Source organism: Hymenobacter sublimis (assembly GCF_023101345.1).
Classification (GTDB): domain Bacteria; phylum Bacteroidota; class Bacteroidia; order Cytophagales; family Hymenobacteraceae; genus Hymenobacter; species Hymenobacter sublimis.
In genome coordinates this window covers 3,222,897-3,236,565 of record NZ_CP095848.1, presented here as the reverse complement: position 1 = coordinate 3,236,565, position 13,669 = coordinate 3,222,897, and the positions used below count along the sequence as shown (strand labels likewise).

Annotated in this window: 11 protein-coding genes; 9 read left to right on the top strand and 2 right to left on the bottom strand. The window is 60.1% G+C overall.

The genetic code is table 11. The annotated features are described in order from the left end of the window. Positions 1 to 320 precede the first annotated feature (320 nt). Entirely contained in the window at positions 321 to 1,202 is an 882-nt protein-coding gene (locus tag MWH26_RS13440; RefSeq protein WP_247974693.1) for a transglutaminase-like domain-containing protein, read from the top strand. Positions 1,203 to 1,443: 241 nt separating this feature from the next. Here MWH26_RS13440 and MWH26_RS13435 read toward each other — a convergent pair whose 3' ends face one another. Together MWH26_RS13435 and MWH26_RS13430 are read right to left on the bottom strand one after the other, a co-directional pair. Further along, positions 1,444 to 2,055: a redoxin domain-containing protein gene (locus MWH26_RS13435; protein WP_244697118.1), complete on the bottom strand. Its 612-nt coding sequence runs from the start codon at positions 2,053 to 2,055 to the stop codon at positions 1,444 to 1,446. A 77-nt stretch (positions 2,056 to 2,132) separates the two neighbouring features. After that, positions 2,133 to 2,792, bottom strand: a complete 660-nt coding sequence (locus tag MWH26_RS13430; RefSeq protein WP_247974692.1) for a 4'-phosphopantetheinyl transferase family protein — start codon at positions 2,790 to 2,792, stop codon at positions 2,133 to 2,135. Between the two features lie 129 nt (positions 2,793 to 2,921). Here MWH26_RS13430 and MWH26_RS13425 point away from each other — a divergent pair, with 129 nt between their 5' ends. The 8 genes from MWH26_RS13425 to MWH26_RS13390 all read left to right on the top strand — a co-directional run bounded on the left by MWH26_RS13425 (position 2,922) and on the right by MWH26_RS13390 (position 13,669). Beyond that, positions 2,922 to 3,842, top strand: a complete 921-nt coding sequence (locus MWH26_RS13425) for a WD40 repeat domain-containing protein (protein WP_247974691.1) — start codon at positions 2,922 to 2,924, stop codon at positions 3,840 to 3,842. A gap of 129 nt (positions 3,843 to 3,971) precedes the next feature. Next, entirely contained in the window at positions 3,972 to 5,018 is a 1,047-nt protein-coding gene (locus MWH26_RS13420) for a DivIVA domain-containing protein (protein ID WP_247974690.1), read from the top strand. Between the two features lie 293 nt (positions 5,019 to 5,311). Continuing rightward, the gene (gene folB / locus MWH26_RS13415) at positions 5,312 to 5,668 is read left to right on the top strand and encodes a dihydroneopterin aldolase (RefSeq protein WP_244697114.1); all 357 of its coding nucleotides are present in this window, start codon (positions 5,312 to 5,314) and stop codon (positions 5,666 to 5,668) included. A 236-nt stretch (positions 5,669 to 5,904) separates the two neighbouring features. Further along, positions 5,905 to 6,324, top strand: a complete 420-nt coding sequence (locus tag MWH26_RS13410) for a BlaI/MecI/CopY family transcriptional regulator (RefSeq protein WP_247974689.1) — start codon at positions 5,905 to 5,907, stop codon at positions 6,322 to 6,324. Then, a complete protein-coding gene (locus MWH26_RS13405; protein ID WP_247974688.1) occupies positions 6,321 to 9,113 on the top strand; it encodes a M56 family metallopeptidase in 2,793 nt (930 codons plus the stop codon). Before MWH26_RS13410 ends, MWH26_RS13405 begins: the two co-directional genes overlap by 4 nt. Positions 9,114 to 9,346: 233 nt before the next feature. Next, positions 9,347 to 11,965 carry a DUF5916 domain-containing protein gene (locus MWH26_RS13400; RefSeq protein ID WP_247974687.1) on the top strand — a complete coding sequence of 873 codons (2,619 nt, stop codon included), beginning with the start codon at positions 9,347 to 9,349 and terminating at the stop codon, positions 11,963 to 11,965. 293 nt (positions 11,966 to 12,258) lie between these two features. After that, entirely contained in the window at positions 12,259 to 12,987 is a 729-nt protein-coding gene (locus MWH26_RS13395) for a dioxygenase family protein (RefSeq protein WP_247974686.1), read from the top strand. A 169-nt stretch (positions 12,988 to 13,156) separates the two neighbouring features. Continuing rightward, the gene (locus MWH26_RS13390) at positions 13,157 to 13,669 is read left to right on the top strand and encodes a hypothetical protein (RefSeq protein WP_247974685.1); all 513 of its coding nucleotides are present in this window, start codon (positions 13,157 to 13,159) and stop codon (positions 13,667 to 13,669) included.

Below are 13,669 nucleotides of genomic sequence, written 5' to 3'. Positions count from 1 at the left end.
CCCAAGCAACGGTCCAAAAAGCTAAAAAAGCATAGTTGTGATTCCGAACGTGGTTAGGAACCTGGGCCAACTGCTCGCTACGTAACCTAGATTCCCGACTACGTTCGGAATGACCGCTTGAAAGCACGTTTCAAACGTATGCTATAAGAAGCGCTACCCCTCTCGTGCCGCTTAACAGGGAATGCAACGGCACGTTGAACAATCTAGACCTTTAGCTATGTTAGTTACCGGCAACCGACGACAGATAAACCACCTCCGTTGCTTTTCTTTGCTCTTTCCCCTTTCTCAGGCTGCCCGGAGCTAGCCTACTCGCTCGTTACATGACCAATAAAGAAATCAAAGCCCTCATCTCCCTGCTCGACGATCCGGAAATCGCCCCGCAGATTCAGGAGAAAATTCAGACGCTGGGGGAAAGCATCATTCCGTTTCTGGAGGAATCGTGGGAGGAGACCCTGGATACTCAGCAGCAGCAGCGCCTCGAAGACCTGATTCACCACTTGCAGTTTGAGGGCCTTCAGCAGCGCCTGCGCGTGTGGCGCGACTCCGGGGGCGAAAACCTGCTGGAAGGCATGTGGCTGCTGAACTCCTACCAATATCCCGACGCCGATTTCCAGGTGCTGAACCGGGCCATTGAGCAGCTGCGCTTTGAAGTCTGGACCCTGTTGCAGCCCGAAATGCACCCCGCCGACCAGGTTCAGACGCTTAACCACGTCCTGTTTCGCACCCATAAGTTTGCCGCCAACACCCAGAATTTTCATTCGCCGGCCAACTCCATGCTGCACCGGGTACTAGAAACGCGGCGGGGCAACCCGCTCACGCTCTGCGTGATTTACCTGCTAGTAGCCCAGCGGTTGAAGTTGCCCGTCTTCGGCGTGAACCTGCCCAACCTGTTCGTGCTCACCTACCGGCCCGAAAGCCCCCTGGAGCCGTTCTATATCAACTGTTACAACCGAGGCCTGGTCCTGTCCCGCACTGATATTGAGCACTACATCGGGCAGCTGAACCTGACGCCCAACGAAATGTTCTTTGAGCCCTGCTCCCACATTGATATTGTGCGCCGGGCCCTGCGTAACCTGCAGCTAAGCTTTGAGAAGCTCCAGGAGCCCTCCAAAGCCGCCGAGGTAGCCCAACTGCTCGCCATCCTCACCAACGAATCAGAAGCTGCCGATACGGACGGCTCCCCCGAAACTGGGGACGAGTAAAAAGGGTAATACATTTACCAGAGAAAAGGCCGCTGATGTATACATCAGCGGCCTTTTCTCTGGTAAATGTCAAAACTTAAGTAGAAAATTAAAACGGGCGTGTAGAGCGCCCCGCGGCATTTCGCGTGCTGACGTAGGGTAGTAACTCAACATAATTCAAATGAAACGCTACGCTACGCTTTACTGACAGGTTCTATAAGCCAAGGAGGTAGCCTCATTCTCGCTGCTTACAGCAAGCAGCTTAAAATTTCTTGATCAGACAGCCGGCAGCTCGCTTGTCGGGTACGCCGGCCGCGCGGCCAGCCAATACGTTGTCGAGGGCCTGGGCCAGGTAATGTTCCCGCACGTAGCCTTCCACCTGCGGATTGTCGTCGATGGCTCCCTTGTAGCGCACGGCAAATCCGTCGCCAACGGGCTGGAGCAGCACAACTTCGGGCGTTTTGGTGGCCCCCAGTAGGGCGCTTACTTTCTGGCCTTCGTCGGTGAGTAAGGGCAGGTCGGCGCCGCCGGTGGTCTTGATTTTAAGCTTTTCAGCGTCGCCAGTATCGGCGCTAGCTTCTAGGTTAATGGGCGCATTCACGAAGAGAAATTGCACTCCTTTAGCGCTGTACTCTGCATTCAGGGAATTGAGCCGGCTCTGGTAGAGCTTGGAAAACGCGCAGGTTGGGTTCACGAATACCACCACCACGGCCTTGCTGCCAGCGTAGCTTTTCAGGGCTACCTCGGTGTTTGTACTGTTTTTAAGGCTAAAATCAGCTACCGAGCGGCTACCCTGCGCACGGGCTACCCCTACGGCCACGGTACAAAATAGCAGGGCAGCGGCGGTAAGAATGGAAAGGCGGCGAAGGGACATGGGTAAAAGGGAAGAGGTGGATTTGCGAAATTGTGGCCAGTGGAATTCGTGAACAGCGGCTCCGCTGTTTCACACCTTCACAACCTCACAACTTCACCAATGGCGTAAGTTAGAACGTAGCCGGGAATTGAGCGCAGGTAGTGAATTTGGTGTTGGCTGCGGGAGTTTTCGAGCAGCAGGTGTCCCGTCAACACACCTGCCTCCCGCAGCTCAAACGGGGTGAGCAATAATTGCTCTTTGAACACCAGGCCCCGGCGGCTATGCAGCTTATACAGCGTCTCCTTGGCACTCCAATAGAGACAATACTTCGCGGCATCATCGCCAGCATCGGCCTGCTCCGTTCCCGATAGAAACCGGCGGGCCAACTGTTGCGCTTTGGGCCGTACCAACTCAATATCTATGCCAACTGCCTCGCGGGTAGAGAGAAGCGCTGCCACCCACTCACCGGAATGGGAAAGGGACACGCCAGCCGCGGGCAGTTCGGGAAAGTACGGGCGGCCGTTCGGGTCGTTGTGTAGGGTAGCGGGCGTGTCGTTCAGCTCTTGCAGAAGCTGATGGGCCAGCGCCCGACCCGCCAGCCACTGCCGGGCCCGCAGTTCATCGCGCCCATCGGGGAAGCGGGCGAGGTAGTGGGCTTGGGCGGGCAGCAAGGGCCACAGCTCCGGGGCCGTTTCCGTGAGGTGCCAGAGGCCCAGCACGCAGGTTTGGGAAATGGGGGAGAGGAAGTGAAGGGGCAAGCGGGGAGCTGATGAAGGAGTGAAGAAGTGAAGGTACACCTTCGGGGTAAAACTGCTCGCTTAAGCAAAACTGCTTCCGGGTATGGTTCGGGAGGTATCTTTGCGCTCGTTCACTTACTCGCTTATTCCTTGTCTTCCCGCCCTCAGGTTCAGAAACTCGCTACCCTCACTGGCCACCGCGACTGTGTGTACGCCCTGGCTGGTACCGTTGGGCAGGAAACATTCTACTCGGCAGGGGCCGATGGCATGGTGGCCGCCTGGAGCAGCGCGGCCCCGGAGCGCGACGGCGAACTGGTGGCAAAGGTGGAAAACTCGGTATATGCCCTGCTGCACCTGCCGGCGCGTAATTTGCTGGTGCTGGGCCATAACTTCCAGGGTGTGCAGGCCATTGACCTGGGCGAGAAAAAGCTGCTTTTTGCTACGGCTCTGCCCGCGGCGGCCATCTTCGATGTGGCGTATTCTCCGCAACGGCAGCGCCTGTACGTGGCCCTCGGCGACGGGACGCTGGCCGTGCTCAGCGCCGCCGACTTTAAAGTTGAGACTCTAGTACGCCTGTCCGAGAAAAGTCTGCGGTGCCTGGCCCTGCACGAGGAGCGGGGCGAGCTGGCCGTGGGCGGCTCCGATTGGCTAGTGCGGGTGCTGGATGTTGATTCCTTGCAGAGTAAGCACGTCATCAAGGGTGCCACCAACTCCGTATTTACGGCCGCTTACTCGCCAGACGGGCGCTACCTGCTTACGGCGGGCCGCGACGCGCACCTGCGCATTTGGGACGTGGCGGCGGGCTACCAAGAGCACCGCAGTATTGTAGCTCACATGTTTACCATCAACCACCTGGCTTTCTCGCCCGACGAGGCCGTGCTGGCTACCTGCAGCATGGACAAGAGCATTAAGCTCTGGGACGCGCGCACTTGGGAGTTGCTGCGGGTAGTCGACCGGGCCCGGCATGCCGGCCACGGCACCTCCGTAAACAAGTTGTTTTGGCCGGGAAGGCAGAATAGGCTAGTTTCGTGTAGCGACGACCGCAGCCTTGCGGTGTGGGAGCTGTCGTGAAAAGAAGCTAGGGAATAGAAGACACGAGCTGGTAGAAGAAAGAAAACGACAAAGTGTTTTTTCTGCTCCAACCTAGTTTCTATAGCCCAACTTCTAGCTCCTGTCTCCTCTCTTCTAGTTTCTCAAAAAATGAAAATTACCGCCCTCGATATTCGGCAGAAAACCTTTGAAAAAGCCTTTCGGGGGTTAGACAAGGATGAAGTACAGGCCTTCTTGCTGACGCTTTCCCAGCAATGGGAGCGAATGGGCGACGAAAACCGGGAGCTGCGCCTCAAGCTCGACCACGCTACCCAGGAAACCCAGAAGATGCGCGAGGTGGAAACCAGCCTGTACCGCACCCTGAAAACGGCTGAGGACACCGGCAACAGCATCACCGAACAAGCCCAGCGCGACGCCCAGCTGCGCATCCGCGAGGCCCAGCTTCAGGCCGAGCAGCTGCTGGCCGATGCCCGCCAGAAGTCGCGCGCCGTGGTAGAGGATGCCTACCAGCAGGCGGAGCGCACGGTAGCGGAAATGCAGAAGGAAGTAAGTGGCCTGGGACAGGAGTGCCAGCGGCTGGAAAGTTTGCTCGATGGCCTGACCCGCGACCTGCATACGCTGGCTTCTGATGCGCTTGACAAGGTAGAAAAAGCCCGCAACCGGCCGAAAGCCAGCACGGCGGCCATCCTTTCGCGCGCCGCGAGCGTAAAAGTGAACCGTGTCCGCTCAGCGGACGACTCACTTCAATCTGACTCCCCCATGTACGTTTCCACTGCTTCTACTTCTTCCGCTGCCGCCGTTGCTGGTGGTTCCGCCGCTTCGCTCGGGGGCTCCGTAGCGCCTGCTGAGCGGCCTGCCGCTCCCGCTGAGCGCCCTGCCACCACGAGCTATAACCCCAAGCCCGGTCAGCAACCCGACCCCGGCGCCCCGGCCCAGCAGCCCGGCCCGGAAATTGACCGCCCCGGCAGCCCCAACGAAAACCCTGGCATCTCGCCCGCGCCCCACATTGACCCTCCCGGCCCTACCCACGTACCTGAGCCCGCAGCCCCGCGCGTAGAGCCCATTGCCCCAGACATCCAGCCTATTGGCCCTAGCCACCCCGAGATTAATCAGCCGGCCCCCGTCACCCACCCCGGTCAGCCGAGCTTTGCCACGGCCGCTTCACTAGGCGAAAAGTCATTTTTCGACGAGCTGTAAGCCTTGCGCAACTACCCTGATTCAAAACATGAAGCCTGCCTTTCGGGGTGGGCTTCGTTGTTTTGCAGCCAACATTACGTGGGGCACAGCAGCTCGTTAGCAGTAGAGTAACTCGGTATTTGAAGTAGAAAGATGCTGCCGCAAGTACCAGCAGCTGATGCTGACGGCGGTAGTCGCCGTCTTAGCTCTGACCGGACTTTAACTATCACCTGAGCAGGTAGCGAATGGAGCCCTAATGCGGATCAGCCGGCTCGTTCATCACCTCACCATTTCACACCTCACCACCTCACCACATGGGCCAGATTGCACTGGAAGGCATGGAGTTCTTTGCCTTCCACGGATACTACGACGAAGAGCAGAAGATTGGCAACAAGTATGGCGTCGACCTGTACATCGACACGGACTTGCACGCGGCCGGCGCTTCCGACCAACTGCGGGAAACGGTTAACTACGAAGTGCTTTACCGAGTAGTAGCCGAGGAAATGAGTGCCCCGGCCCGCTTGTTAGAGCATTTAGGCCACCGAGTATTGGACCGGGTACTGGAAGAATTTCCCTACATCGACGGGGTGCGGGTAAGTGTCTCGAAATTTAATCCGCCCTTGGGAGGCATCTGCCACCGGGCCCGTATCACGCTGGAGCGGCGACGTTAACCTACCCCACGCCCAACCAAGAAACCAGCCCTAACAGGCTGGTTTTCTTCTTGCTGAAATATTATACGAAAAAAATCGTAGATTAAACTTGTATCTACGACATGCTTCGTATATGTTTGGACTACGAATTAGTTCGTAGTGTTGGCCCGGTCAAGCTCCTGCGCGTAGGGGCGGCCACCAGGCAACGACTGGCTTTACGGCCAGCGTCTTTCTTAGTACCGCTTTTCTGTATTACCATGAGTAAATCCTCCCTTCCTAAACCTACTGAATCGGAGCTGGAAATCCTGCAGGTGCTCTGGCAGCACGGCCCGAGTACCGTTCGGTTCGTGAACGACGAGCTCAGCCAGAAGCGCGACGTGGGCTACACTACCACGCTCAAACTGCTCCAGCTCATGCTTGACAAGGGCTTGGTGCTGCGCGACGACGACAGCAAAACCCACGTGTACCGCGCCGCCGTGCGCGAGGAAGAAACCCAAGGATTGCTGCTCGATAAGTTCGTGGAATCGGCCTTCGGGGGCTCGGCCATGAAGCTGGTCATGCAGGCCCTGGGCAACCGGCGCACGTCCCGCGAGGAGCTAGCCCAAATCCGGCGCCTGCTCAACGACATCGAGATTCAAAACGACACTACCCCACCTTCAACCGATGACGCCCGATGAACTGGCTTGAACAACTGCTGCCGCCCGCGCTGGTACGCGCCCTGGGCTGGACTTTAGTACACTCCTTGTGGCAGGGCGCCGTAGTGGCGCTGGCCCTAGCTGGCTTGCTGCTGCTCTTGCGCCAGCACAGCGCCGAGGTGCGCTACCGCACGGCCGCCCTGGGTTTGCTGGTGCTTCTGCTGCTGGCGGGCGTCACCTTCGGCCGCTACTATACTGCCGCCTACGTGGAGGCCGTGCCCACCGTGGCAAGCTACCTGTCCGGGGAAAACCAGGCCGCCGCACTGGCCAGCGAACTGCCAGTTGCCGCTAGCGCCGCGGCAGCGCCCACGGCCAGCGGCAGTCAACGGGCCGTTGCGGCAGTGGCTGCGCCGGCCGCACCCACGGGGCTGCAGGCCTGGCTGGCTTACTTTGATCAGAACTTGCCGGTGCTGGTAGCGGCCTGGCTGTTGGGCCTGCTGGCCATGACGCTGCGCCTGCTGGGTGGGCTGGCCTACGTGCAGCGCCTGCGCCGCTACCGGGTGCAGCCCCTGCCCCAGGAGTGGCAGGAGCGTTTGGCTGCGCTGGCTACCCGCGCCGGTTTGCAGCAACCCGTGGAACTGCTGGAATCGGCGCTGGTGCGGGTGCCGGTGGTGGTGGGGCATCTGCGGCCCGTGGTGCTGCTGCCGCTGGGCACAGTTACGGGCCTGAGCACGGCCTATCTGGAAGCTATTCTGGCTCACGAGCTGGCCCACGTGCAGCGCCGCGACTACCTAATGAACCTGTTGCAGTCGGTGGCCGAAACCCTATTCTTCTACCATCCGGCCGTGTGGTTTATTACGGCCTGCCTGCGCACGGAGCGCGAAAACTGCTGCGACGACGCCGCTACGGCCCTGGTAGGCGGCAACCCCCTAACGGTAGCCCGCGCCCTGGCCGCCCTGGCCGAATTGAGCGTGGCACCAGAGCCCGTGAATCAGTTTGCCCTGTCGGCCCTGGGGCCCGATGGCTCGGTGCTGGGCCGCATCCGGCGGCTGGTGCAGGGGCGCACGGCGCCTACCTTCTCCGAGGGCTTCATGGCGGCCTGCGTAGTGCTGGGCGGACTAGTGCTGCTAACCTCGGCCGTAGCCATGGCCGATCCGCGCCCGGCTACCGGCTCCGACTCAGATGGAGGTAGCCTCTCGCGCCTGCCCTTCCTAGACGCGGCCGTCGATACAACCCGCAAGAAGGGTGAAGTGGCCAGTGAGTTTGTGGTTCCGGAGGCCGACCTACTCAAGCCGCTGCCTCTACAGGTTGAGGTGGCCGCGGAAGTCCCGGACGCTACGGCAGAAGTAGTAGATATAGTTGCTGAGGTTCCGGAAGTGCCCGCCGCTCCGCTGGCTTTCGCCAGTGCTCAAGATGACGATGACGACGATGATAAGGGCAAAAAGCGCCGCAAGCGTACCCAGCAGGTAGTAGTGGTGCAGGAGCCCCGCCGCGGCCGGCCCGGCACGGTCGTTATCGAGAAAGACAAGAAAGGCCGCATCACCAACCTGACCGTCGACGGCGAGCAGGTGGACACTGGCACTACCAGCAAGAAGAAAAGCAAAGGCACTGCCCGCCAGGTAGAAGTAATTCGGGTGCCTGCCAACGGCGGGAGCTGGAGCAACAATAACTTCCGCTTCGACGACAATTTCACCCGTTCCTTCAAGCTGCGCTCCAACGGTGAATCGGGGCAGAATTTCACCTTCCACGGACCTGACGCGGGCGACGTAATCCGGCTGCGGCGCGATGCTGAGCGGGTTTCGGCTGATGCCCGCCGCATGCTGCGCGAAAATCCACAGTGGCGCGTAGAAATGGGCCGCAGCCATGACTTGTGGACCGAGGACCACGCCCAGCTACGGGTGCGGGCGCTGCAGGGCGCTGAGCGGTCCTTACAAAACACGCTGCGCGACGCTGACCTGACCGCCGAGCAGCGCCGGCAAGTGAGTGAGCAGCTGGCCCTGATTCAGAAGCAGCGCCAGGACGCCCGCGAAGATCTGCGCCAGGAACTGGCGGAAGGTCGCTCCGCATCTGGTGGCGACGAACAGCGCGCGGCGGAAGCCGCTGACCGGGCCCGGGAAGCTGAAATGCGCCGCCACGAGGCCGAAATGCGCCGACTAGAGGTAGAGATGCGTCGCCACGAGTCGGAAATGCGGCGGCATGAGTCGGAGATGCGCCGGGTGGAATCAGATGAGCGCCGCCAGGAAAGCAGCGCCACGGAAGAAGCCCTGCGCCGCGAGCTGCGCAAGGATGGCCTAATCACGGACGACAACAACTTTCAGTTCAGCCTTAACACCACCAGCCTCACGGTGAACGGCAAAAAACAGTCGGCTGCCCTGCGCGACAAATACCTGAAGCTGGTAGAAAAGCAAACCGGCCGCAAGCTGGGCCCCAAAAGCACGTTCGGCATCAACCGCCAAACCTCCGGCACTACCACCGTTGACGGCCAGGTAGCGCCGCCTCGCCCACCCCGGCCCCCGCGGGCTCCCCGGGCGCCGCTAGCCCCGGCGGCTCCTTCAGTGCTGGCTCCGGCCGCCCCGAACGCGCCCCTGCCGCCCGCCCCGCCGAAAGCTCCTAACGCCAACTCCGACGAGGTGCGCGCCGAGCTTCGCAAAGACGGCTTGCTGGGCGCTACCGAGAAAGCCTACCAGCTGCAGCTCAACGAGTCGGGCCTGACAGTGAACGGCCAGAAGCAGTCGGCGGAGCTAGCCGAAAAGTACCGCCGCTTGCTGGATGTCCCGGCCAGCAACGGCGGCAAAACCCGCAGCAACATTCAGATATCAGTAAGTGAGTAACTAACTTCTGGTACTTCCGGCCGCCGCTACAACGGCGGCCGGTTTTTTTATAGCAAATTCTGAATACAGCGAGGCAACGGTTTCCTTCCTGCCCGCATCTATTGCAGCATTCCGCCGGCCTGCCCGGTCCCGTTACCTCGTCCTGACGCCGCTTGCCCCCAGCCGGTCGTCGGGTGTTTTGCCCACCCCGTCACCCTACCCGTTTGTCCTATTTTTACTCCCGCCTTTGCGTCGTGAATTGCTGCCGTGTGTTCCTGCTGGCTTGCCTGCTCTTCGTTTGCGGCGCTTTGCAAGCCCAAACTCCCACTCCTCCCGCGGCCGCTACCGTAGCCACGGCGGCTGCCACGCCCGCGCCCAAGCGCCAGCTGCAAGCCGTGCGCATTACGGAGGCCATTAAGCTCGACGGGCAGCTCGACGAAGCCATCTGGCAGCAGGCCCCCATTGCTACCGATTTTATTCAGAACCGGCCCAACCCCGGCCCCCACGAAAAACACCCCACGGAAGTGCGCATCCTCTATGATGACGCCAACCTCTACATCGGGGCCGTGATGCACGATGTCGCTCAGGACTCCATCATGCGGGAGCTTTCCCCGCGCGACGATGCCGGCAATACCGATTTCTTCGGCATCTTTCTGGATACCTACCACGACAAAATCAACGGCTACGGCTTCATCGTGACGACGGGCGGCGTGCAGATGGATTCGCGCTACTCCCCGGCCGGAGGCGAAGATTTCAACTGGAATGCCGTGTGGGACGCGCGCACCAGCATGCGCGGCACCGACTGGATTGCCGAACTGCGCATTCCCTACTCCGCAATCCGCTTCAGCAACGCTTCCGAGCAGCTTTGGGGCCTCAACTTCATGCGCCAGCGCAAGCGCGACAACCAGGCATTTTTCTGGAACGAAGTAAAGCCTGCCGTGGATGGCTTCGTGAACCAGTGGGGCGAACTGCGGGGCTTGCGCGACATCAAGCCCCCGCTGCGCCTCTCGCTCACGCCCTACGTCTCGGCCTATGTGAATCACTACCCCTACAACGAGCAAGGAACCCGCAATACCAGCACCAGCTTCAACGGCGGGGCCGACGTGAAGTGGGGCATCAACGAGAGCTTCACCCTGGACGCTACACTGGTGCCCGACTTTGGGCAGGTGCAGAGCGACAACCAGGTGCTGAACCTCTCGCCCTTCGAGGTGCAGTTTCAGGAAAACCGCCAGTTTTTCACCGAAGGCACGGAGCTGTTCAACAAGGGCAACCTGTTTTATTCTCGCCGCGTGGGCGCTACCCCCATCGGGTTTGGCAACGTAGATGGGCAGTTGCGCCAGGGCGAAAGGGGCCCGGATGGGCAGCGCCGGCCGGGTGAGGCCGTGGTGAGCAACCCCGGCGTGACGCGCCTGCTCAACGCCACCAAAGTATCGGGCCGCACCAAGCAGGGGCTAGGCATTGGGGTGTTCAACGCCCTGAGCAACGACGTGTACGCCACCGTGCGCGACTCCGTGAACGGGCAGCAGCGGGAGGTGCTCACCCAACCGTTCAGCAACTACAACATCATGGTGCTGGACCAGAGCCTGAAGAACAACTCCTACGTCTCGCTCATCAACACCAACGTCACGCGCTGGGGTAGCACCTACGACGCCAACGTAACCGGCGGCTTGTTCCGCTTCGCCAACAAAAAGAACGCCTACGCCATTGACGGGCGGCTGGTGTACTCGCGGCGGCGCGGCACCGTGTTCGGCTCCGAGCAGCAGATTGACGACCAGGACGGCTACAAGTACCAGATTGGGGTCAGCAAAATCAGCGGCAACTTTACCTGGCAGGTAGGGCAGGGCATTGAGTCGGACAAGTACAACCCCAACGACCTCGGCATTCTGTTCGGCAACAACAACATCAGCCAGTTCGTCAATTTCAGCTATAACAAGTACAAGCCCTTCTGGAAGGTCAACAACTTTTACTCCTGGTGGAGCCTGAACCACTCCCTACTCTACAAGCCCACGCGCTACCAGAACGCCAACATTGCGGCCGGCTTTAACAGCACCTTCACCAAGAACTTTCTGACGGTAGGGGCCAACTTCGACGCTAACCCCGTCACGCACGACTACTACGAGCCGCGCCAGTACCCGCTGGGCGACTACTACGTGCGCGTACCGGCCAATGTCAACCTGGGCGGCTTTGCCTCCTCTGACTACCGCAAGAAGCTGGCCTGGGACGTGAATGCCGGGGTGCGCTGGTACGCCCAGGATGAGCGCCTCGTGCGTCCCCGCCGCATGGGCTACGGCTGGGCCATTTCGCCCCGCTACCGAGTGAACAATCAGTTGAACTTCCGTTACTCCCTCGACTGGAACCTGCGCCAAAACCAAATCGGCTACGTGAACGGCGACCTGAATACCAGCCTGCCCGATGACGCCGACTTCCGCCGCAACTACCCCACCGACGTGCTGCTGGGCCGCCGCCGGGTACTCACGGTGACCAACACGCTGTCGGGGGCCTATACCTTCAACAACCGCATGTCGTTTACTATTCGCACGCGCCACTACACCAGCACGGTTACCTACCGCGACTTCGCTCGCCTGGGCACGAACGGGCAGGAAACGCTGGTGGACTACCGCCGCAACCGCGACAACACGTTCAACGCCTTCAACGTGGACGCGGTGTACTCCTGGTGGTTTGCGCCCGGCTCGCAGGTTAGCATCGTCTGGAAAAACGCCAGCTCCAGTTTCCTGGAGGCCAACGAGGCTACCCCGCTCTACTTCAACAACCTGAACAACACCATCAATACGCCCCACAACAACAACGTGTCTATCAAAATCCTCTACTACCTCGACTACCTGATGCTCAAGCGCCTGGGCTCCCGGTCCTGATAGTGGGCCTTGCGGAGCCGATACTTAATCCATAACAAGGGCCCACTTCTCACAAGGAGTGGGCCCTTGTTGTGGTGGAGGGTGGGTTGTGCGGCGAAGATGCGTAGCGTTTACCCAGCCAATAAACCAGGGGAAGCTACACGTAGCATAAGAAGCTGTGATTCAGCTGCCAGAGGTGCTGAGCACGCTTCTATCGGTGCCAATTGGCTAGTGGTCGATTACGATTGGGGAAGCGCTGGGTAGCAAGCAAATTCGGATACTGAATCACGAAATGCTTTAACCTGGGCTGCCTTATGGAACGCAAGAATTTTCTGAAAAGCTTATTTGTAGGAGCCGTTTCGGCGCCGGCGGTACTGGCCGCGTGCGGCAAAGAGTCGGACGCCGTGACGCCCACTACCACGGGCACTACCGGCGGCACCACGGGTACAACCGGTACCAGCAGCTGCGCCGTGGCGCCCACCGAAACGGAGGGCCCGTTCCCGACCAAAGTGCCCGCTTCTTACGTGCGCAGCGACATCACTGACGGCCGCACCGGCTACAAGATGACGGCCAAAATCACCATCACGAACACCAATAACAACTGCGCGGCTCTGGCCGGAGCCTTAGTCGACATCTGGCACTGCGACGCCGAGGGCAACTACTCCGAGTACGGAGGCAGCGGCATGCAATCCATCAACTACACGGGCGTGCACTTCCTGCGCGGCCGCCAAACCACCGACAGCAACGGGCAGGTAACGTTTACCTCCATCTTTCCCGGCTGGTACTCGGGCCGCGCTACCCACATTCATGTGCACGTGTATGCGGCCAACGGCACCTCCCTGAAAATAACTCAAATTGCTTTTCCCGAAGGCACTGGCTCGGCCGTGGCCGCCGTGAATGGCTACAAAAAAGGCCTGTCAGGCTACACCACCAACGCCACCGACAACGTCTTCCGCGACGGCGTGAGCCAGGAGCTGGCCACCGTAACCGGCAACACCACCGACGGATTCCAGTTGGCAATCAGTTTCGGGGTAGCCGCCTAGGCTTTAAGCAAAAGAGGGGAGCGTGAGCGTCAGGCGAGGCTGGTAGTAAGGCGTCTTACGGGCTGCTGTTGCCGGTGTGTTTAGGCTTGGACTTTAACTTACCAGATGCCTCGGCGCTGGCTCTGCCTGACGGGCCCTTCACGTTAAAACAGCTTCTTAATTCGACGCCATGCCCGACCGGATTATCACTTTCTGCTACCGAAAAATCATCGGCGCCAGCTCCGGGCAGCCTTGGGAGAAGCTGGTGTTCGAGGATACCTACCAGGAGTTTCGGCTGCAGGCTCAGCTGTATAATCCGGAGCGCCGCTACCGCACGTTTGGGGAGCTGGTGCACCACGCGCCGGGGGCAGAGCAGCTGCATTTTCTGGTGAGTGCCGCCGCTCGGGGCTACCTGCAGCAGCTTGGCGGGCTGGTACCCGATGTGCTTGATAACCTGGGCAAGCACTTCCTGAAGTTCAGCCAGTTTCAGTTCGAAATCATCAATTCCGACCTCCAGGACAAAGCACGCCACCAGGTAGCCATCAATTTTTACTCTGAGCCGCTGCGGTGGCATGATACGGTGGGCAGTTTCTTGCTGGTATCGGAAGCCGCCGGCCCGGCCGTTGCTCCCGGCGAGGTGCGGACGAACATGGTTCAGCTCCAGCCTTACCTGAGCATTTATTCTTTGCAACAACTGGCCTAA

Bases quoted from the DNA above. Each gene is read 5' to 3' on its own strand.
- MWH26_RS13405 (WP_247974688.1), top strand. From the start codon at position 6,321: ATGAACTGGCTTGAACAACTGCTGCCGCCCGCGCTGGTACGCGCCCTG.
- MWH26_RS13420 (WP_247974690.1), top strand. From the start codon at position 3,972: ATGAAAATTACCGCCCTCGATATTCGGCAGAAAACCTTTGAAAAAGCC.
- MWH26_RS13435 (WP_244697118.1), bottom strand. From the start codon at position 2,055: ATGTCCCTTCGCCGCCTTTCCATTCTTACCGCCGCTGCCCTGCTATTT.
- folB (WP_244697114.1), top strand. From the start codon at position 5,312: ATGGGCCAGATTGCACTGGAAGGCATGGAGTTCTTTGCCTTCCACGGA.
- MWH26_RS13395 (WP_247974686.1), top strand. From the start codon at position 12,259: ATGGAACGCAAGAATTTTCTGAAAAGCTTATTTGTAGGAGCCGTTTCG.
- MWH26_RS13410 (WP_247974689.1), top strand. From the start codon at position 5,905: ATGAGTAAATCCTCCCTTCCTAAACCTACTGAATCGGAGCTGGAAATC.
- MWH26_RS13440 (WP_247974693.1), top strand. From the start codon at position 321: ATGACCAATAAAGAAATCAAAGCCCTCATCTCCCTGCTCGACGATCCG.
- MWH26_RS13390 (WP_247974685.1), top strand. From the start codon at position 13,157: ATGCCCGACCGGATTATCACTTTCTGCTACCGAAAAATCATCGGCGCC.